This window comes from Nocardiopsis exhalans, from assembly GCF_024134545.1.
In the GTDB taxonomy this organism is placed as follows: Bacteria; Actinomycetota; Actinomycetes; order Streptosporangiales; family Streptosporangiaceae; genus Nocardiopsis; species Nocardiopsis exhalans.
Window position 1 is genome coordinate 801,421 of record NZ_CP099837.1, and the last position, 19,531, is coordinate 820,951.

A 19,531-nucleotide genomic window follows, 5' to 3' on the forward strand; every position below is an offset into this window, starting at 1 on the left:
GGAATGCAAAACGGTGTCCCGAACGCCCGAATTTATAGGATCTTCGGATGATTATTCGCCCGAATGTCGCTCTGAGTGAGCACCGATCGGTGGCGTTCCGAAGCGATCGGGGGCCGGCTCGCCAGCTGCCGCCGGGCCCCGGCCAGCCCTGAGCGCCCGGTCAGCCCCAGCCGAGTTCGGTGAGTCTGGCGTCGTCGATGCCGAAGTGGTGGGCGATCTCGTGGACGACGGTGATGAGCACCTCGTCCACCACCTGCTCCGAGGTCTCGCAGATCGCACAGATGTTGCGGCGGTAGATGAAGATCTGGTCCGGGAGCACCCCGAAGTAGGAGTCGCCGCGTTCGGTCAGCGGGATCCCCTCGTAGAGGCCGAGCAGGCCCTCCTGTGACTCGTCCTCGACCGTGATCACCACGTTGTCCATGAGCTGGGCCAGCTCTGGCGGGATCTGGTCCAGGGCGTCGGCCACCAGTTCCTCGAAGTCCCTGCGCGTCAGTTCAACCACGCCTGCCATTGTGCTGCCTCCCCGGAGCGGCAAGGAAGAGACATAACACTCTGGACGGGAGGAAACATTGGGAACGGCTCCACTCAACGGCATGATGGGGGTGTGTTGTCTTGGGGAGAGATCCGCGCCTATGACTTTCGTGGAGCCTACGAACGGTTCCGAGCGACCCTGCGCCGGTGGCGTGCCGGGCGGCTGTGGCGATGGAGCTGTGTCTTCGTCGCGGGTCTGGTCGGCGGCTGGCTCGGCCTGGCCCTCGGCGGCCAGGTGGTCACGCCGATCGGCCCGGCGGACGTCACCTTCTCCCTGAGCCCCCAGTGGCACGGTGAGACCGTCGTCAACGTCGCTCCGCTGGGTCAGCTGGCCTTCGACACCCATGCGGCGCCGCTGAAGCTCGAGGCGACCATCACCGACATCCGGCTCGCCGCGGCCGAGGAGATGTTCGCCGACCCCGAGGCGATCAACCGGATGGCCGCGGGCATCGGCGCGGACCTCACCGACGGCGTGATCGCCCTCCTGCTGCGCTCTGCGCTCGCGGCGACCGCCGGCGCGGCCATCATGGGCCTCCTGCTCTTCCGTAGCGCCTGGCGCGCCCTGGCGAGCGGGGCCACCTCGCTGCTGGTCCTGGTGGGCTTCGGTGGTGTGGCCGGTCTCACGTTCAACCCGAGTGCTATCGCCGAACCCCGCTACACCGGCCTGATCGCGGGCGCCCCGATGGTGGTGGGCAGCGCCGACGACGTGTTCAGCCGGTTCACCGAGTACCAGGAGCAGCTCGCCGGGCTGGTCGGCAACGTGTCGATGATCTACGAGGCCACCTCGTCGTTGCCGGTCTACGACGATGACGAGTCGGTCATCCGGGTGCTGCACGTCTCCGACATCCAGCTCAACCCCGCGTCGTGGAGCATCATCAGCACCCTCCAGGAGCAGTACGGGGTGGACGTGATCGTGGACTCGGGCGACCTGACCGACCGCGGCAGCGCGGCGGAGGACGTCTTCGCGGACGAGATCGGAAAGCTGGACGTGCCCTACGTGTGGGTGCGCGGCCAGCACGACTCCATGGGTACCCAGCGCGCGGTGGAGGCCCAGCCCAACACCGTGGTCCTGGACGGGGACGTCGAGGAGGTCGGCGGCCTCACCTTCTACGGTGCGGGCGACCCCCGATTCACCCCGGACGCCACCCGGCTCAACCCCGACGCGGCCGGTGTGGCCGCGCTGGGCAAGGAACAGGCGGCGTCGATCGCGGGCGGCTCGGACGACGTGGACGTGGCGATCCTGCACACGCGCACCCAGGCGGAGCCGTTCGACGGGGTGGTTCCGCTGGTCCTGGCCGGGAACGAGCACCGGCGTTCCACCGAACTCACCGACCTGGGCACCAGGTTCCTCATCCAGGGGTCCACCGGCGGCGCGGGGCTGAGTGGGCTGGATCACGGTTCCGGTCGGCCGACTCCGTACCAGGCGTCCGTGCTCTACTTCGATGCCGAAACCGGCCGTCTCCAGGCCCGCGACGACATCGACCTCGGTGGCATCGGTCTCACGTCCGCGCAGGTCGAACGGCATATCGAGGAGGACCCGGGTCGTCACGTCGGCGAACCGGTCGAGGAAGAGGACGAGGAGGACGAGGATCCGAGCCCGGCGGAGGACACGCCCTAGTCGTTTTCTGTCCGCTGTTGAGCCCCTGTGTAGTCGCAGGTCGTGCAGGTCTCGGCCGGTCTCGGGCAATCACTTTGGTGTTGGTGGGAATCTCCCCTATGCTTAGGCTGTCTACACGGGCCCCCATCGTCTAGCGGCCCAGGACGCCGCCCTTTCAAGGCGGTAGCGCGGGTTCGAATCCCGTTGGGGGTACGAAGCGGTTCAGAGCACTGTCGGACATCTGGCAGAATAAGAACCGCAGCGAAGCACGAGGCCAGCGCAGCCGAGTGCGACAACTGAACAAGGTCCTGTGGAGCAGTTAGGAGTGCTCGCCACCCTGTCAAGGTGGAGGCCGCGGGTTCAAATCCCGTCAGGACCGCAAGCGTCGTCGAGGTAATCGGCGCCGCGGCTAGGTAGCTCAGTTGGTACGAGCGTCCGCCTGAAAAGCGGAAGGTCGGCGGTTCGACCCCGCCCCTAGCCACACAGAACGAATCGCGTGAAACGCCCCGCAACCTGGGTTTCCAGGAGCGGGGCTTTTTCGTGTCCGGGGTGCGGGCCGGGTGCCGGTGCGGGTTTCGGTGGGCGGCTGCGCTGAATACGCGCTGGAGTTGCGGGTGGCTCAGTGGCGGTGCCAGGGCCCGGGATCACGCATCAGGACCCAAGCGCGATGACGAACGTGCTGAGGGCGAGCAGGACGGAGGCCGGGGTCGCGGTCAGGCGTTCGGGGCGGCTGCGGGAGACGGCGTTCAGCCCGACCATGAGCACGGAGTAGGCGAACAGCACCCAGGTGGCGATGATGATCGCGGGGGATCCGCCGCCGGGGAGGAGGCCCGCACGGCTCGCCAGCAGCAGGGCGAAGCCGGGGAGGATCACCAGGGCGATCGCCGCCGACCAGCGTAAGCGCGGGGTCGGTACGCGCGCCTGGCCGCCCCACACGTACTCGCCCAGGGGGAAGCCAGCGAGGATGAGGGCTTGGACCACCCCGAGGACGCTCAGGACGGCGAGTGCCAGGACGAGTGCCGCGGTGGTCATTGGTGTTCCCATCTCGGTGGCGTCCGTGCCGCCTGCTCGGCCCCGGACACTGCTCCCCCTAATGTATCTCATAGATATGTTGGCGAGAGGGTGTCGACGGGGTCGGAGGAGTGCTTCGGCCGCCTCGACGACGGCCTCGCCCAGTTCGTCCTTGGTCAGGGCATGGTCAGCGCTGTCCTGGCCGATCGACATCGCCGAGATGAACAGGCCGCCGGGTAGGCGCTGGGGGAGCCCCCTCGGCTGCTCGAGAGGGCGGAGCCGGGTTCACCAGGTGACGCCGTGCCAGCTCACGTGGTGGTCGGTGTGGTCGGAGTCCTTCGTGCACCAGTAGGTGGTGCCGTCGCGCAGGAGGAAGCGGTCACAGGCGATTCCGGCGGCTCGGTCCTCGGAAAGGGCGCGCAGCAGGTGTTCGGTGCTCCCGGGGAACCGTTCGCCGAACCCCAGGCCGCCGAAGCTGTCCAGGCCCTCCAGGAGGCGTTCCTGGCGGGTCAGAGGGGTGCCGGGGCCGGTCGGTTCCGGGGTCAGACTGATCACCAGGGCGGTGGCGTTGTCGGTGCTCTCCGCCTCGCGGGCGGCGTCCACCAGGACCTGAACCAGGGTCGCGGGGTCGTGCGCGTGGTCGGTGACCAGCTCGGCCAGCAGCCTTTCGTCCACGTAGTCGTGGATGCCGTCGCAGGTGAACAGGGTGAGGTCGGCCGCGGGTGCGGTGGCGGTTCCGACGTCGTCGAGGACGGCGGTGGCCACGGAGGTGGTGACCGCGTGGTCGCCGACCCGCGCCAGATCGTCCGCGACCCACAGGTCGCGCAGCTCCTGCCCGAAGGTGTGGTCGCGGGTGTGCTGGCGCAGCCCTTCGGAGGGGCTCCAGGTCCACACCCGGCAGTCGCCGACCCAGGCGATGTCTATGGGCTCGTCCGGGGAGTCCTGGCGGGCGTGCGCCATCACGCAGTCGGTCCCGGGGTGGACCAGGGTGATCGCCCGGTGGGCGGCGAGGACGGCGTCCACGGCCTCGCCCGAGGCGGCGATGGCGGTGTCCGCGGCGAGCTGGGCGGCCTCGCGGGTGTCGGGGTGGTCGCCGAACCCGTCGGCCACGGCTGCCCGCCAGCCCCCGGAGGCGGGTTCGAGCCGGTGGGAGTAGGCGTCCTGCTGGCTCGGCCGAGGGCCCTGGTCAGTGTCGGTGGCGATGACGGGGGGACTCACACGCGCTCCTTCGGCCGGATCCTGTGGTGCCGCACCCACAAACGATGGGACCTGGGGAGATGCACGGAGGCGGGGGGTTGGTTCGCGCGGAGAGGTCACGAGAGATCACGAACGTGAGGCATCTCCCCGGCACCCGGGACGAATCCGAGGCCGCCGCGGAGCGAACCAGCTCGTAGTGGCCGGCGTCTACCCCGGTGTTCCCTTACCCAACCACGCAGGAATACTCCCTTGTCGAAGAACAGTGCCGATGGGCTCAGCCCGATCACCATGCTCCGTCAGCGGGTGACCCACCTAGAGGATCAGGCCAAACGGGAAAGAGCCGAGGCCCCTGCGGATCGGGCCCTGACGGCGGCCTATGCCGTCGGTGCGGTCGCCCTGCTCCTTTCGCTGGCGCTGCCGTGGGTCCGGGAAGGGGGCGGCGTGTGGTTCTCGGAGGAAGGTGTGGTCAGCGCGAAGCCGTTGGAGGGCTACGCCACGGGCTGGCTCCTGTTCGGGGGCGCGCTGGGGGAGGGTCGGTGGCTGTTCGCGCTCGCCTTCGCGATGCTTCTGCTCCTGCTGGGCTTCTCACTGGCCTGCCTCTTGGCCCCTTCCAAGGGCGCGCTGGTGACGACCGCGGTCGTGGCCTTCGTGACCCCGGGTCTGTACCTCGTTGCCTGGCTTCCGTCGCTGTCTGATGACAGCGTGTTCGCGGGGTCCGGGGTGTTCGTCATGGTTGTCGCGTGCATGGTGATCGGTCTCAGCGCCAGCGGTGAGGCCGAGGGGCGCCGCTGAGGGGCATGAGGCTCTCGCGTCCAAGCCCTGGCCGGTTCCGCCCCGGTGTGCTGCCGGGTTTGTCGGGTAGTGTCCGTTGACGTGAACCACGCGATCGCCGCTGACGGAACCCGCCTTTGGTACGACGTCCATGGCGCGGGGGAGACCCTGCTGCTCATCCACGGACAGTCCCTCGACCACGAGATGTGGGAGGGGGTGTACGAGGACCTCGTCGAACGCTTCCGGGTGGTGCGCGTGGACCTGCGCGGCACCGGCGGCAGTGACGCGCCCCTCGACCGCGCCTACAGCATGGAGCTGCTGGCCCGGGACGTCCTCGCGGTCCTGGACGACCTCGGGGTCGACCGCGCGCACGTCTACGGGTTCTCCATGGGTGGGAAGGTCGCGCAGACCCTCGTCTCCATCGCCCCGGAGCGGGTGGGCGCCCTGGTGCTCGGCGCCACCGCTCCCGGCGGGAGGAACGAGGTCGAGCGCCCCGAACACGCCTCCCTGGCCCTGCGCCGGGCCAGCAGCGAGGAGGGGCGCGAGCTGATCGGCCCCCTCTTCTACACCCCGGAGTGGGCCTGGGAGCGCCCGGAGACGGTCACCCGCATCCTGCCCCGCAACCCGCTGCGCGCCCAGCGCCGCCACTACGAGGCCAGCCTCAAGCACGACGGCTGGGACCTGCTGCCCCGGATTCAGGCGCCGACGCTGGTCGTGCACGGCGAGGACGACGAGCTCACCCCGGTGGGCAACGCCGAGCTGCTCGCCGAGCGCATCCCCGGCGCCGAACTCCTGGTCCTGCCCGGCGCCCGCCACGGTTACCTGCACGAGGCCGCCCCCAAGGCCACCGAGGCGGTCCTGGACTTCCTCACCCGCAACCCGCTGAGCTGAGCCCGCCCCGAACCCGCCCCAACCCGCCGTGATCTTGCTACCAGAGGCAAGATGGGCGCCGATTTCGCTTCTGGTAGCAAGATCACGGGGGAGGGTGGGTGGTTCAGGCCTGTGCGGCCCACGTCTGGCGGACGAGGGCGGCGGCCCGGGGGAGCAGGGCGACCTCCTCGGGGGTGAGGTTGGGGTCGTCCGAGCGCAGGGCGACCACCTGGTCGATGAGGCGGGTCGGGTCGCCCGTGGTGTGTGCGACGTACGGCGCCAGACAGGCCTCGGCCAGGTCGGCCAGGGGTGGGTCCGCGCTGTCCCCGGTCAGGGCCAGCAGCAGCGCTGTGAGGGCAAGGTCCAGGTCCGGGGCGCCGTCGCGGGCGTTGGTCCAGTCGATCACCACCGGGCCCCTCGGGGTGAGGACGACGTTGCCGGGGTGCAGGTCCATGTGCAGGAGCCGGCCCTGGGCCGCACCACCCCGGCCGGGGAGGCCGTGCAGGCGTGTGTGGAGCTCCGCGAGGATCCGGCTGGACTCCTGAGGGCTGATCCGCCCGTCCAGGGAGGCGTCGAGCATCGTTGGCCCGTACAGGCGCTCCATCTCCAGTTCGCCGCCCTGCGCCCGGTACACCTCGGGCACGGGGTAGCCGTGCCGGGCCGCGTGGGCCACGGCGGCGGCCTCGGGGGCGGTGTCGCAGAAGTTCCGGTAGCGGCGCAGCACCCGGCGGCCGTTCAGGGCGAACACCTCGGCGTCGCGTCCGGAGGCCAGCGGGACGGGCGGGACGGGCGTGACCATAGCGGCTCCTGATGCTGTTGCGGGGGTGTGCCGCGCGCGGGGTCAGGCCGGGGGCGGGAAGTCCGTGCGGAGCTTGTCGAGCTGGCGGCGGTCCCGCTTGGTGGGGCGGCCCGCGCCGCGGTCCCGGCGGATCACCGGCCCGGTGGCCTGCGGCGGCTGTGCCGGGGTGCGGTCCGTGTAGCAGCGGGCGGCGATCGGTGCGCCGACCCTTTCCACGATGATGTGGGTCACATCGATGATGCGGGTGGTGCCGTGCAGGCGGACCCTGACCTGGTCGCCGACCTTGACCGCCATGGCCGGTTTGGCCGGGCGGTCGTTGACCCGCACATGCCCGCCACGGCAGGCCTGGGCGGCGTCGGAACGGGTCTTGGTGAGGCGTACCGCCCACAGCCAACGGTCGACCCGCGTGGAGTCCGGGCCGGAGGGAAGGGGGGCGGACGAGTCGCTCACGCAGGGGTCCTCTCGTGGTTTCGGGTGCGTTGTGAGCCACTCTATTTCGGCGGGGGTACGAAGTACTCCAAAGTCGCGCTAGAGTTGTGAACGCAACGAGGTCCTGTGGAGCAGTTAGGAGTGCTCGCCACCCTGTCAAGGTGGAGGCCGCGGGTTCAAATCCCGTCAGGACCGCATCATCGAAGGCCCGGTGTCCCAGACACCGGGCCTTCGGCGTTGGTACGCCCGGCATGGGCAGTTGCTTGAGGGTGAAAGTCCCTTGCGGGAGGAGATGGTGCCAACCGCGAGCCGGAGGCAACGGCGTCATCGCGAGGTGGGGTCGGAAGGAAGCCCGAGGCGAAACCCTGCACTGAGGAACACGAACCGTGTATGAGGCAGTCCGACCGGGGTGAGCCAGCCACGGATGGCGAAGCCCGTCACCGTCAAGACGGTCGGGGTGTAAACACGGCAGGCGTAGGGGGAAAGTGGCTGTTCTTATCCGGGGAGGTCTGTCTGGGTGTCGGTTTGCTGAGTTGTCGCTGCGCCGACGGGTCCGCTCGCAAGGGTGGGTCTGACCAGGCAGAAGTCAGCAGAGGCCATAGTACTGACCGGCAGGTCAGGAAGGGCTGAACGTCGAGTGGAGCAGAAGGAGGGGGCTTGCTCGGTTGGGTCGTAATGATCGCTGTAAGCCGGTCTGAGAGCCGGTCCACCGTGGGGCGGAGAGGGTGCATTCCCTCAGAGCTGCTTCATGCTGGTGCGTAGGCGGCCACGGCGCAGTTCCCAAGAGCTGGATCCATGGGTCCGGGCCTTGATGGCCGGGCCGGTCGTCGTCTGAGACGGCTTGACGAACCGCCAGGTGCGGGCCCGCATGCCTGGTGGTGTGGGAGGCGGGTCGGGTGACCCGACCCGCCTACCCGATTACGCCCGGCATGGGCAGTTGCTTGAGGGTGAAAGTCCCTTGCGGGAGGAGATGGTGCCAACCGCGAGCCGGAGGCAACGGCGTCATCGCGAGGTGGGGTCGGAAGGAAGCCCGAGGCGAAACCCTGCACTGAGGAACACGAACCGTGTATGAGGCAGTCCGACCGGGGTGAGCCAGCCACGGATGGCGAAGCCCGTCACCGTCAAGACGGTCGGGGTGTAAACACGGCAGGCGTAGGGGAAAGTGGCTGTTCTTATCCGGGGAGGTCTGTCTGGGTGTCGGTTTGCTGAGTTGTCGCTGCGCCGACGGGTCCGCTCGCAAGGGTGGGTCTGACCAGGCAGAAGTCAGCAGAGGCCATAGTACTGACCGGCAGGTCAGGAAGGGCTGAACGTCGAGTGGAGCAGAAGGAGGGGGCTTGCTCGGTTGGGTCGTAATGATCGCTGTAAGCCGGTCTGAGAGCCGGTCCACCGTGGGGCGGAGAGGGTGCATTCCCTCAGAGCTGCTTCATGCTGGTGCGTAGGCGGCCACGGCGCAGTTCCCAAGAGCTGGATCCATGGGTCCGGGCCTTGATGGCCGGGCCGGTCGTCGTCTGAGACGGCTTGACGAACCGCCAGGTGCGGGCCCGCATGCCTGGTGGTGTGGGAGGCGGGTCGGGTGACCCGACCCGCCTACCCGATGTCGGGGAAACGAGAGGGGCGGTTGTGAGCTACCGCTACGCCACCGAGCGTACGGACCACTCGGCGTTGGCCAGCGGACAGGTGTTGCGGTCCGCGCCCGGATACCCGGGGTTCCCCGTGAGACTGGCCAGCGAGCTCCTCCAGCGGGCGATGGTGCACGTGGAGGGCGGTCAGGTGCGCCTGTGGGATCCCTGCTGTGGCAGCGGGTACCTGGTGGCCGTCCTGGGCCTGCTCCACCGCGACCGGCTCACTCACGTACGTGCCACGGACGTGGACGAGGACGCCGTGGGCATCGCCGCACGCAACCTGGAGCTGCTGACGGCCGAAGGGCTGGCCGAGCGGGAGCGGGAGCTGCGCCGCTCGGCGCTGGACTTCGGCCGGGTGGCGTTCGTGGAACGGGCCGAGTCCGCCCGCGACCTGGCCGCGGGGTTGGCGGCCACGGGCGGTGACCTCCCGCACGAGTCCGCGGTGGCCGACGTCTTCGGGCTGACCGGACCGGTCGACGCCGACCTCGTGATCACCGACGTCCCCTACGGCGAGATGACCCACTGGGAGGGCGGGGTCCCGGAGGGCGACCCGATCCGGGGGCTGCTCGCCGCCATGGGCCGCGTCCTGCCCCCGCACGCGGTGGTCGTCGTGACGGCGCGGACCCGCCGGATCCCGTTGCCGGAGGGGGTCCGGGCGCTGGAGCGGGTGAAGATCGGCAACCGCTCGGCCGCCCTCGTCCGCGCCCGGGAGCTCGCCGCGGCGCTGTGACCGCCTCCCTGGACCCTGGGGCCGGGCTCTGTCCACAGGGTGTGGACAGCTTTTCCGGCACTTCCCTCTCCCGCCGCTAGCCGACGTCGCGGAAGGCGCGGGTGGTGTACAGGGCCACAACCAGTGCGACCAGGGCCAGGAGGACGAAGCCCAGGGCGTAGGCGCCCGTGGCCTGGTAGACCACGCCCATGAGCAGCGGCGGGAAGTAGCCGCCCAGGCCGCCCGCGGCGCCCACCAGGCCGGTGACCGTTCCCACGCGGGACGGGTCCACGAGCTTGGCGACCAGGGCGAACACCCCTCCGGTTCCCAGGCCCAGGAAGAGCGCGATCAGCACGAAGGCCACTCCGGCCGGGAACTCCGCGGGCGGTTGCAGGGCCAGGACCACGGCCAAGGCGCACGTGCCGAAGAACGAGATCAGGCAGACCCTCACCGGCCCGATCCGGTCCGACAGGATGCCGCCGATCGGCCGGGCGACCACCGCCGCGACCGCGAACCCGGCGGTGCGCATGCCGGCGTCGGTCTGGGCGAAGGCGTAGGCGGTGGTCAGCAGGGTCGGCAGGTAGGTGGAGAAGGCCACGAAACCACCGAAGACCAGTGCGTACAGCGCCGAGCACTGCCAGGTCGCCTTGAGCTTGAGTGCCTCGCGTATGCGCGGCAGGGCCGGTTCGGTCTGCGGCTTCCACGTGGGCGAGTTGCGGGCGAAGAACCACATGACGGCGCCCATCGCGGCCAGCGCCGCGCACATCAGCAGGTGGGTGGCGAACAGGCCCATGGCCTCGACCAGGCGCGGGGTCAGGAAGGCCGAGAGCGCGGTGCCGCCCATGCCCGCACCGAAGACGCCCGTGGCGAACCCGCGCCGGTCGGCCTGGTACCAGGCGTTGACGAAGGGGATGCCGATCGCGAACGAGGTGCCCGCGATCCCGAGGAAGAAGCCCCAGAGCAGCAGCATTCCGTACGAGGACGCGGAGACCCCGACCAGGAAGGTCGGGACGATGCTGAGGAAGCAGATGACCGTGAACATCACCCGGCCGCCGTAGCGGTCGGTGAGGGTGCCCACCGGGATGCGTCCGAGCGAGCCCACCAGCACGGGGAACGCCACCAGGATCGATGTCTGGGTCGGGGTCAGGCCCAGGCCCTCGCTGTAGCTCCGTGACAGCGGGCCGATCAGGTTCCAGGCCCAGAAGGTCAGCGCGAACGCCGCCGTCGCTAGGGCGAGGTTGCCGCCCGCGGTCCCCGAGCGGGTCGTCCGCTCGCCCACTTCCGCACGCATTTCGGCTCCTTCTCTGTCGGTCTGCCGCGATTGTCGCCCTATGCGGTGTGGGAAACGTGACATCCGTGCCGGGGCAGGCATATTTATTAACGGAATGTGGCCGGGGCCGGACGCGCTTTCCAGCGTCGCGGGCAAGGGGCGGGTAAACGGGGTGTTTTCCTGATGGTGGCGCGGAGTAAAAGCGGGGGAGCGGGCGAAAGCCTCCTCCGTTTGGGAAGTTACCTGACCCGTTCGGACCCCCTCGACGGGGGCCGTGCACAGGTCAGACACGGTGGTCGCGAGGGCGACGTGTTCTACCGGGACCGCTGGAGCCATGACCGGGTGGTCCGTTCCACGCACGGCGTAAACTGCACCGGATCCTGCTCCTGGGATGTTTATGTCAAAGACGGAATCATCACCTGGGAAACTCAGGCCACCGATTATCCATCGGTGGGTCCGGACCGCCCCGAGTACGAACCGCGCGGTTGTCCGCGCGGCGCCGCTTTCTCCTGGTACACCTATTCACCGACCCGGGTGAGATATCCGTACGCGCGCGGTGTCCTGGTCCAGATGTACCGGGAGGCGCGCGAACGGCTGGGCGATCCGGTCCTGGCGTGGGAGGAGATCACCACCGACCCCGCCAAGCGCCGCCGCTACCAGCGGGCGCGGGGCAAGGGCGGACTGGTCCGCACCACCTGGGAGGAGGCCCTGGAGATCGCGGCCGCCGCGCACGTGCTGACGATCAAGAGGTACGGGCCCGACCGGATCGCCGGGTTCTCACCGATCCCCGCGATGTCGATGGTCTCCCACGGCGTGGGCGCCCGGTTCGTGAACCTGCTCGGCGGCTCGATGCTGTCGTTCTACGACTGGTACGCGGACCTGCCGGTGGCCTCCCCGCAGGTGTTCGGCGACCAGACCGACGTCCCCGAGTCCGGTGACTGGTGGGACGCCGCCTACCTGGTGCTGTGGGGCTCCAACGTCCCGGTGACCCGTACCCCGGACGCCCACTGGATGGCCGAGGCCCGGTACCGGGGGCAGAAGGTCGTGGTGGTCGCCCCGGACTACAACGACGCCGCCAAGTTCGCCGACGAGTGGCTGGCCCCGCACCCGGGTACGGACGGTGCCCTGGCGATGGCCATGGGACACGTGATCCTCAGGGAACGCTTCGTCGACAGCCTCACCCCCCGCTTCGCCGAGTACGTGCGCTCCTACACCGACCTCCCCTTCCTGGTGGCCCTGGAGGAGCGTGACGGCCGCCTGGTGCCCGGCAAGTTCCTCATGGCCTCGGACCTGCCGGACAACACCGACAGTGCGAATCCTGGTGTTGAGAACGCGCAGTGGAAACCCGTGTTCTGGCCGGAGGGGGAGGACGCCCCCGTCGCCCCGAACGGCACCATCGGCCACCGCTGGGGTGAAGAGGGCGAGGGGAAGTGGAACCTCGACCTGGAGGGCCGCGTCCCCCAACTCACCTTCTACGCCGAGGGCGCGGAGGCCGCGGAGGTCGCGCTGCCCCGCTTCGACACCCCCAGCGGCGCCGCCGAGGTCGACAGCCGCGGCGTCCCGGTCCGCAGGGTCGGCGGGCGCCTGGTCACCACCGTGTTCGACCTCGTCCTGGCCCAGTACGGGGTGTCCCGCCCCGGCCTGCCCGGGGTGTGGCCCGCCGGTTACGACGACTCCGGCGCCGCCTACACCCCGGCCTGGCAGGAGACGCTGACCTCCGTCCCGGCCGACCGCGCGGTGCGCGTCGCCCGGGAGTTCGCCGACACCGCCGAGGCCAGCGGGGGCCGGGCGATGATCGTCCTGGGAGCGGGGACCAACCAGTGGTTCCACGGCGAGAACGCCTACCGCTCCTTCCTGGCCCTGCTGCTGCTCACCGGCTGCCAGGGCGTCAACGGCGGCGGCTGGGCGCACTACGTGGGCCAGGAGAAGTGCCGCACGGCCACCGGCTGGGCCGCCTACGCCTCGGGGATGGACTGGGCGCGCCCGCCGCGCTTCATGGCCGGGACCGCCTACTGGTACACGCACACCGACCAGTGGCGCTACGACACCTACCGGGCCGACGCCCTGATGTCACCGCTCGGCCCCGGGAAGGTACGGGGGCAGCACACCGCCGACCTCGTGGCGGCCTCGGCCCGGATGGGCTGGATGCCGTCCTTCCCGACCTTCAACCGCAACCCGGTCCAGCTCGGCAAGGAGGCCGCCGAACTCGGCCGGGACCCCGCAGAGTACGTCGCCGACCAGTTGCACGAGGGCACGCTCCGCTTCGCCGCCGAGGACCCGGACGACCCGGCCAACTGGCCCCGGACCCTCACCCTGTGGCGCTCCAACCTGTTCGGCTCCTCCGCCAAGGGCAACGAGTACTTCCTCAAGCACCTGCTGGGCACCCACTCCAACCTGCAGTCGGAGCCCGCCGGCCCGGACGACCGGCCCGAGGACGTGACCTGGCGGGAGGGGATTCCGGAGGGCAAGCTCGACCTGCTGCTCACCATGGACTTCCGGATGACCAGCTCCACCCTGCTGTCCGACATCGTGCTGCCCGCCGCCACCTGGTACGAGAAGCACGACCTGTCCACCACGGACATGCACCCGTTCGTGCACGCCTTCAACCCGGCCATCGACCCGCCGTGGGAGACCCGCACCGACTTCGACACCTTCCACGCTCTGGCGAAGGTGTTCAGCGAGCTGGCCGCCGACCACCTCGGCGAGGTCACCGACCTGGTCGCGGTACCGCACCAGCACGACACGGCCGGGGAGCTCGCCCAGCCGCACGGGGTGCCGCCGGACTGGAAGGCGGAGGGCGAGCGCCCGGTCCCGGCGAAGACCATGCCGGGCATCGTCGCTGTTCGCCGCAACTACTCGGCGGTGGCCCAGAAGCTGGCCGCGCTCGGCCCGCTCGCCGAGGACAGGGGGCTCCCGGTCAAGGGCGTGTCCTTCACGCCGGACGAGGAGATCGAGTGGCTGCGCCAGCGCAACGGCACCGTGCGCGGCGGGGTCGCGGACGGCCGGCCGTCCCTGGACACCGACGTCAAGGCCTGCGAGATGATCCTCGCGCTGTCGGGAACCAGCAACGGTCGCCTGGCCGCGCAGGGTTTCGAGCGCCTGGCCGCGCGGACCGGCACCGACATGGACGAGCTCATCAACCACTCGGCCGAGCGCCGGGTGGTCTTCGACGACGCCAAGCGCGGGCCGACCCCGGTGGGCACCAGCCCGGAGTGGTCCGGCAAGGAGGCCGCGGACCGCCGCTACTCGCCCTTCACCATCAACACCGAGCACGACAAGCCCTGGCACACGCTCACCGGCCGCCAGCACTTCTACGTGGACCACGACTGGATGCACGAGTTCGGTGAGGCCCTGCCGGTGTACCGGCCGCCGCTGGACATGAGCCGCCTGTTCGGTGAGCCTCGGATCGGCCCGACCGGGCAGCGCGAGGTGGTCGTGCGCTACCTGACCCCGCACTCCAAGTGGTCCATCCACTCCGAGTACCAGGACAACCTGCTCATGCAGACCCTGTCCCGGGGCGGCCCCACGATCTGGATGAGCGTGGCCGACGCCGAGGCGATCGGGGCGGCCGACAACGACTGGGTGGAGGCGGTCAACCGCAACGGCGTCGTGGCGGCCCGCCTGGTGGTCTCGCACCGGATGCCGACCGGGACGGTGTACATGCACCACGCCCAGGAACGCACCATCGACGTGCCCAAGACCGAGACCACCGGCCGCCGGGGCGGTATCCACAACTCCCTCACCCGCCTGATGGTCAAGCCGACGCACCTCATCGGCGGCTACGCGCAGTTCACGTACGCCTTCAACTACCTCGGCCCGACCGGCAACCAGCGCGACGAGGTCACGGTCGTGCGCAAGCGGACGACGGAGGTCCGGTACTGATGACGGAGCCGAACCAGCCCGGGAAGGGGAGGCGCTCAAAGGAGGGCACGGGCTCGGGGGGCCGGCCGGTCGGCCGGGTCATGGCGCAGGTCGCCATGGTGATGAACCTTGACAAGTGCATCGGCTGCCACACCTGCTCGGTCACTTGCAAGCAGGCGTGGACCAACCGCGGCGGAGTCGAGTACGCGTGGTTCAACAACGTCGAGACACGGCCCGGCCAGGGGTACCCGCGCACCTACCAGGACCAGGAGAAGTGGAAGGGCGGCTGGGTCCGCCAACCGAACGGCAAGCTGGTTCCGCGCGCGGGCGGCCGGATCAGACGGCTGGCGACGATCTTCGCGAACCCGGTGATGCCCTCCATCCAGGACTACTACGAACCCTGGACCTACGACTACGACACCCTGACCAACGCGCCCCTGGGCGACGACTTCCCCGTGGCCAGTCCGCGTTCGGTGCTCACGGGCAAGCCGATGCGGGTGAAGTGGAGCGCCAACTGGGACGACGACCTGGGCGGCGGCCCCGAGCTCGCCGCGCAGGACCCGATCGTGCGCAGACTCGGCGACAAGGTGAAGCTCTCCTTCGAGGAGACCTTCATGTTCTACCTGCCGCGCATCTGCGAGCACTGCCTCAACCCGACCTGTGTGGCGGCCTGCCCGAGCGGGGCGCTCTACAAGCGGGTCGAGGACGGCATCGTGCTCGTGGACCAGGACCGCTGCCGGGGCTGGCGCATGTGCGTCACGGGCTGCCCGTACAAGAAGATCTACTTCAACCACAAGACGGGCAAGGCTGAGAAGTGCACCTTCTGCTACCCGCGCGTGGAGGTGGGCATGCCCACCATCTGTTCCGAGACCTGTGTGGGGCGCCTGCGCTACCTCGGGGTCATTCTCTACGACGCCGACCGGGTCGGTGAGGCGGCGTCGGTCGAGGACGAGCAGGACCTCTACGGGGCCCAGCTGGACGTCTTCCTCGACCCCTCGGACCCCTCCGTGCGGGCTGCCGCCCGCCGCGACGGCATCCCCGACCGCTGGGTGGACTCGGCCGAGCGCTCACCCGTCTACGCCCTGGCCAAGCGCTTCCGGGTGGCCCTGCCGCTGCACCCGGAGTACCGCACGATGCCGATGGTCTGGTACGTCCCCCCGCTGTCGCCGGTGGTGGACACGCTCACCCGGACCGGCCACGACGGTGAGGAGGCGGGCAACCTCTTCGGCGCCATCGACGCCCTGCGCATCCCGATCGAGTACCTGGCCGAGCTGTTCACGGCCGGGGACACCGCACCGGTGGACCTGGTGCTGCGGCGGTTGGCCGCCATGCGCTCCTACATGCGCCGCATCAACCTCGGGCAGGACCGGGACGAGTCCATCGCCGAAGCGGTCGGGATGACCGGCACCGAGATCGAGGACATGTACCGGCTGTTGGCCCTGGCCAAGTACGACGAACGCTACGTCGTGCCCACCGCCTTCGGGGTGGACGAGGCCGACAAGGGGGTCATCGAGGAGGTCGGGTGCGGTCTCGACTTCGACGGTGGACCCGGCATGGGCGGGATGGGCGACGTCCCCTTCGGCGAGGCCTCCGGGCGCCCGGACGCGGCCTCCGTGGAGACCTTCCACGCCCTTCGCGACCGCCAGACAAGTGAGGGCGCGGGCGGTGACGGCGCGGCGCATGGAAAGACATTCACCCGGGGCCGCGTCAACCTTCTGAACTGGGACGGTAACGGACGTCCCAGAGGACTCTTCCCACCCCGACGGGGTGGCGGTACCGACAACGGCGGAGACCGGGGCGATGCCCCCGGACCGCGCTAGGGGGTCGAACATGAGCACCACCAACGGCATCGGAGACGGCCCGAACGAGGGCGCTCGCGAACCGGCCGCCGGGCACCCGGCGATCCCGAGCCAGGACGACCGCAACCCGGACGCCAGGAACCCGGACACCCGGAGCGGCGCCGGATGGCTCGGCGCGGGCCGGGCCGCGCGCCGGGCCCACACCAGGGCGGTGATCCACCAGGCGTCCTCGGTCCTGCTCGGCTACCCGGACGAGGTCTTCTTCGAGAGGCTGCCGCTGGCCGCGCGCGCCGCCGCGGAACTGCCCAGGAGCCAGGCCCGAACCGACCTGCTGGAGTTCTGCGAGCACGCCTCCACCACGCCCGAGCTGGCCCTGGCCGAGCACTACGTGGAGGTGTTCGACCTGCGCCGCCGCCGGGAGCTGCACATGACCTACTACACCGACGGCGACACCCGTCGCCGCGGCCACGCGCTGGCCGAGGTCAAACGGGTCTACGCCGAGGCCGGGTGGCGGGTGTCCGCCCGTGAGCTGCCCGACCACCTGGCGGTCATGCTGGAGTTCGCCGCCCGGGGCGACGCCGAGGCCGGGCAGGAGCTGCTGGTGAACTTCCGTCCGGGGCTGGACCTGCTGTCCCGCTCCCTGGGGGAACACGGTACGCCCTACGCGCGGGTCGTCGACGCGGTCCGGCACACCCTGCCGGCGCCCCGCCGCGCGGACGAGGAGCGGGTGCGCCGCCTGGCCCAGGAGGGGCCGCCCGCGGAGGACGTGGGCATGGAACCCTACGGCGCGCGGCCGCGGGTCCCGCTGCCGCTGACCGACATCACCGGGAGGCCGCGTTGACCGGGACGGGAGGCTACGGGCCCGTGGACCTTCTGCTGTGGGGCGTACTGCCCTACGTGGTCCTGGTGCTCGTGGTGGGCGGGCTGGTGTGGCGCTACCGCTACGACCGGTTCGGCTGGACCACCCGCTCCTCGGAGCTGTACGAGTCCCGGCTGCTGCGGATCGGCAGCCCGCTCTTCCACTTCGGTCTGCTGGTGGTGATCGTCGGTCACGTGGTGGGCCTGCTGATCCCCGACACCTGGACACGGGCGCTGGGGGTCTCCGACACGCTCTACCACGTGTCGGCGCTGTCGATGGGGATCGTTGCGGGGGCGTGCACGCTGACCGGGATCGCCCTGCTGATCTGGCGCAGGCGCACCACCGGTCCGGTGTTCAGCGCCACCACCCGCAACGACAAGCTGATGTACCTGGTCCTGGTGCTGGCGATCGTGACCGGTCTGGGAATGACCGTCTACTTCGCGGGTGTGGAGCTCGCGGGCGGGCACACCGGTGACTACCGGCAGACGGTGTCGCCGTGGTTCCGGTCCATCTGGATCCTGCAGCCCGACATCACCGCGATGGCCGCGGCGGAGGCTCCCTACAAACTGCACGCGCTCGTGGGCCTGGCGCTGTTCGCCCTACTGCCGTTCACCCGGCTCGTGCACGCCTTCAGCGCACCGATCGGCTACCTGTTCCGCCCCTACGTCGTCTACCGCACGCGTGACCCGCACCCGGCCGCCGCAGGGCAGTCGCAGCGGGCCGCGCGCCGGGGCTGGTGACCCTGCTGGTTCGGCCCCGACCGCCGCGAGAGCCCACAAGGAGAACCGTCGCCATGGAGTTGTTCCCAGCGTTTCCGCTCGACGAGTGGTACGACACCAAACAGACCGTCCACCGCTTCGAGCAGATCGTCGGCAAGGTCCGGCTGGCCCACAGCCCGCGCCGCAACCACTGGTGGAACGTGCCCTTCCACCTGACCGGCAGCGGGATCACCTCCCGTCCGATGGGGTTGGTGGACGGCAACCCGGTCTTCACGGTGGACTTCGACTTCGTCCGGCACCAGCTGGTCGCGTCCAACCTGGAGGGGCACACGGTGTGCTTCCCGCTCCAGGGGCACAACGTCTCCTCGTTCTACCTCCAGTTCCAGTCGGCGCTGGACAGTCTGGGGGTGGACGGCAGCATTCCTGTGGCCAACCCCTTCGACCTGCCGGACGCCGACCGCCCTTTCGCGGACGACCGGGAGCACGCCACCTACGTGCCCGAGCACGCCACCAGGTACTGGCAGGTGCTGAGTCAGGTGAACCTGGTGCTGGAGGAGTTCGCGGCCGGGTTCTCCGGCAAGACCAGCCCGGTGCACCACTTCTGGCACACGTTCGACCTCGCCCTCACCCGCTTCTCGTCGCACCCGGTCGACCAGCCGGAGGCGGCGGGCGGTCTGGTGCGCGAGGCCTACTCGCGCGAGGCGGTCAGCTTCGGGTTCTGGTTCGGTGACGACACCATCCCCGAACCCTGCTTCTACGCCTACGCCGCGCCGGAACCGGAGAGGCTCACGGAGCAGTCGCTCAGTCCGGCGGCCGCGGAGTGGGTGCCCAGCGGCCACGGACACCTGGCGCTGCTGCGGTACGCCGACGCGCGCGAGCAGCGGGATCCGCGGGCGGCGGTCCTGGCGTTCTTCGAGAGCGCCTACCGGGCCGGGGCGGGTGAGCTCGGCTGGGACATCGACGCCCTGGCCTGTCCGGGCGGGGTCACCGACCCCCACCAGTCGGGCCGCTGACGGGGGACGCTCCGCGTCGGCCCCACGCGTTCCGGGGCGGGTGGACCCGGGGCTGTGCGAAGCCGGGTGTGCACGGGGGGCCTGAGCGGGAACATGACATCCTGTGGGGCCCACCACGCGCACACCACGTGCGTGTGACACGCACGAAGCGGGGGAGTGGCAATGGAGTTGTCCGTCGTCGATGTTCCGGAGCGGTCGCGGTACGAGGTGAGTGCGGACGGGACGGTGGTCGGTTTCTCCGCCTACCACCTGATCGCCGAGGGGGTTCTGGCTCTTCCGCACGTGGAGGTGGAGTCCTCCTTCGAGGGCAGGGGCGTGGCCAGTGAGCTCATGCGCCAGTCCCTGGACCAGATCCGGGAGCGCGGGCTGAAGGTCGTGCCGATCTGTCCGTTCGCCCAGGCCTTCCTGGAGCGCAATCCAGACTACGCGGACCTGGTCCACGCGGGCTGAGCCCGGTGGCGGAGGCCTAACGGG

Annotated in this window: 17 protein-coding genes and 4 tRNA genes; 15 read left to right on the forward strand and 6 right to left on the reverse strand. The window is 70.1% G+C overall.

Translation table 11 applies throughout. From position 1 onward, the window contains the following. Positions 1 to 160: 160 nt before the first annotated feature. A complete protein-coding gene (locus tag NE857_RS03550; RefSeq protein WP_017578977.1) occupies positions 161 to 511 on the reverse strand; it encodes a metallopeptidase family protein in 351 nt (116 codons plus the stop codon). Between the two features lie 96 nt (positions 512 to 607). Here NE857_RS03550 and NE857_RS03555 point away from each other — a divergent pair, with 96 nt between their 5' ends. From NE857_RS03555 to NE857_RS03570, 4 genes are all read left to right on the forward strand, one after another. Beyond that, complete coding sequence (locus NE857_RS03555; protein ID WP_254421853.1) at positions 608 to 2,149, forward strand: metallophosphoesterase family protein; 1,542 nt, start codon at positions 608 to 610, stop codon at positions 2,147 to 2,149. A 119-nt stretch (positions 2,150 to 2,268) separates the two neighbouring features. Continuing rightward, a tRNA-Glu gene (locus NE857_RS03560) sits at positions 2,269 to 2,341 on the forward strand. A gap of 91 nt (positions 2,342 to 2,432) precedes the next feature. Continuing rightward, a tRNA-Asp gene (locus tag NE857_RS03565) sits at positions 2,433 to 2,507 on the forward strand. A gap of 28 nt (positions 2,508 to 2,535) precedes the next feature. After that, positions 2,536 to 2,609, forward strand: a tRNA-Phe gene (locus NE857_RS03570). A gap of 170 nt (positions 2,610 to 2,779) precedes the next feature. Here NE857_RS03570 and NE857_RS03575 read toward each other — a convergent pair. Then, positions 2,780 to 3,160: a hypothetical protein gene (locus NE857_RS03575; protein WP_254419776.1), complete on the reverse strand. Its 381-nt coding sequence runs from the start codon at positions 3,158 to 3,160 to the stop codon at positions 2,780 to 2,782. Positions 3,161 to 3,250: 90 nt separating this feature from the next. Here NE857_RS03575 and NE857_RS34180 point away from each other — a divergent pair, with 90 nt between their 5' ends. Continuing rightward, positions 3,251 to 3,379, forward strand: coding sequence for a hypothetical protein (locus NE857_RS34180; protein ID WP_301184300.1), 129 nt, complete (start codon positions 3,251 to 3,253; stop codon positions 3,377 to 3,379). 45 nt (positions 3,380 to 3,424) lie between these two features. Here NE857_RS34180 and NE857_RS03580 read toward each other — a convergent pair whose 3' ends face one another. Beyond that, a complete protein-coding gene (locus NE857_RS03580; RefSeq protein ID WP_254419777.1) occupies positions 3,425 to 4,357 on the reverse strand; it encodes a PP2C family protein-serine/threonine phosphatase in 933 nt (310 codons plus the stop codon). Between the two features lie 228 nt (positions 4,358 to 4,585). On the opposite strand from NE857_RS03580, the gene NE857_RS03585 reads away from it, so the two are divergent. Then, positions 4,586 to 5,128 (forward strand): hypothetical protein, encoded by a 543-nt coding sequence (locus NE857_RS03585; RefSeq protein ID WP_254419778.1) that lies wholly within the window; start codon positions 4,586 to 4,588, stop codon positions 5,126 to 5,128. Positions 5,129 to 5,209: 81 nt separating this feature from the next. Next, positions 5,210 to 5,998, forward strand: coding sequence for an alpha/beta fold hydrolase (locus tag NE857_RS03590; protein WP_254419779.1), 789 nt, complete (start codon positions 5,210 to 5,212; stop codon positions 5,996 to 5,998). A gap of 103 nt (positions 5,999 to 6,101) precedes the next feature. Here NE857_RS03590 and NE857_RS03595 read toward each other — a convergent pair whose 3' ends face one another. Beyond that, positions 6,102 to 6,776: a phosphotransferase gene (locus tag NE857_RS03595; RefSeq protein WP_254419780.1), complete on the reverse strand. Its 675-nt coding sequence runs from the start codon at positions 6,774 to 6,776 to the stop codon at positions 6,102 to 6,104. 42 nt (positions 6,777 to 6,818) lie between these two features. Further along, a complete protein-coding gene (locus NE857_RS03600; RefSeq protein WP_254419781.1) occupies positions 6,819 to 7,226 on the reverse strand; it encodes an RNA-binding S4 domain-containing protein in 408 nt (135 codons plus the stop codon). A gap of 99 nt (positions 7,227 to 7,325) precedes the next feature. Here NE857_RS03600 and NE857_RS03605 point away from each other — a divergent pair. Both NE857_RS03605 and NE857_RS03610 read left to right on the forward strand, forming a co-directional pair. After that, a tRNA-Asp gene (locus tag NE857_RS03605) sits at positions 7,326 to 7,400 on the forward strand. A gap of 1,425 nt (positions 7,401 to 8,825) precedes the next feature. Continuing rightward, on the forward strand, positions 8,826 to 9,557 hold the full coding sequence (locus tag NE857_RS03610) for an rRNA methyltransferase (protein WP_254419782.1): 732 nt from the start codon (positions 8,826 to 8,828) through the stop codon (positions 9,555 to 9,557). A 76-nt stretch (positions 9,558 to 9,633) separates the two neighbouring features. Here NE857_RS03610 and NE857_RS03615 read toward each other — a convergent pair whose 3' ends face one another. Beyond that, entirely contained in the window at positions 9,634 to 10,827 is a 1,194-nt protein-coding gene (locus NE857_RS03615) for an MFS transporter (RefSeq protein ID WP_254419783.1), read from the reverse strand. Positions 10,828 to 10,989: 162 nt separating this feature from the next. On the opposite strand from NE857_RS03615, the gene NE857_RS03620 reads away from it, so the two are divergent. From NE857_RS03620 to NE857_RS03645, 6 genes are all read left to right on the forward strand, one after another. Then, the gene (locus NE857_RS03620; RefSeq protein WP_254419784.1) at positions 10,990 to 14,688 is read left to right on the forward strand and encodes a nitrate reductase subunit alpha; all 3,699 of its coding nucleotides are present in this window, start codon (positions 10,990 to 10,992) and stop codon (positions 14,686 to 14,688) included. An 80-nt stretch (positions 14,689 to 14,768) separates the two neighbouring features. Continuing rightward, the gene (gene narH, locus NE857_RS03625) at positions 14,769 to 16,487 is read left to right on the forward strand and encodes a nitrate reductase subunit beta (RefSeq protein ID WP_301184301.1); all 1,719 of its coding nucleotides are present in this window, start codon (positions 14,769 to 14,771) and stop codon (positions 16,485 to 16,487) included. A 10-nt stretch (positions 16,488 to 16,497) separates the two neighbouring features. Beyond that, entirely contained in the window at positions 16,498 to 17,307 is an 810-nt protein-coding gene (narJ, locus tag NE857_RS03630) for a nitrate reductase molybdenum cofactor assembly chaperone (RefSeq protein WP_254419786.1), read from the forward strand. Then, on the forward strand, positions 17,304 to 18,065 hold the full coding sequence (narI, locus tag NE857_RS03635; RefSeq protein ID WP_254419787.1) for a respiratory nitrate reductase subunit gamma: 762 nt from the start codon (positions 17,304 to 17,306) through the stop codon (positions 18,063 to 18,065). Before narJ ends, narI begins: the two co-directional genes overlap by 4 nt. 53 nt (positions 18,066 to 18,118) lie before the next feature. After that, positions 18,119 to 19,057, forward strand: coding sequence for a DUF5996 family protein (locus NE857_RS03640; protein ID WP_254419788.1), 939 nt, complete (start codon positions 18,119 to 18,121; stop codon positions 19,055 to 19,057). 162 nt (positions 19,058 to 19,219) lie between these two features. Then, on the forward strand, positions 19,220 to 19,507 hold the full coding sequence (locus tag NE857_RS03645) for a GNAT family N-acetyltransferase (RefSeq protein ID WP_254419789.1): 288 nt from the start codon (positions 19,220 to 19,222) through the stop codon (positions 19,505 to 19,507). Positions 19,508 to 19,531 lie beyond the last annotated feature (24 nt).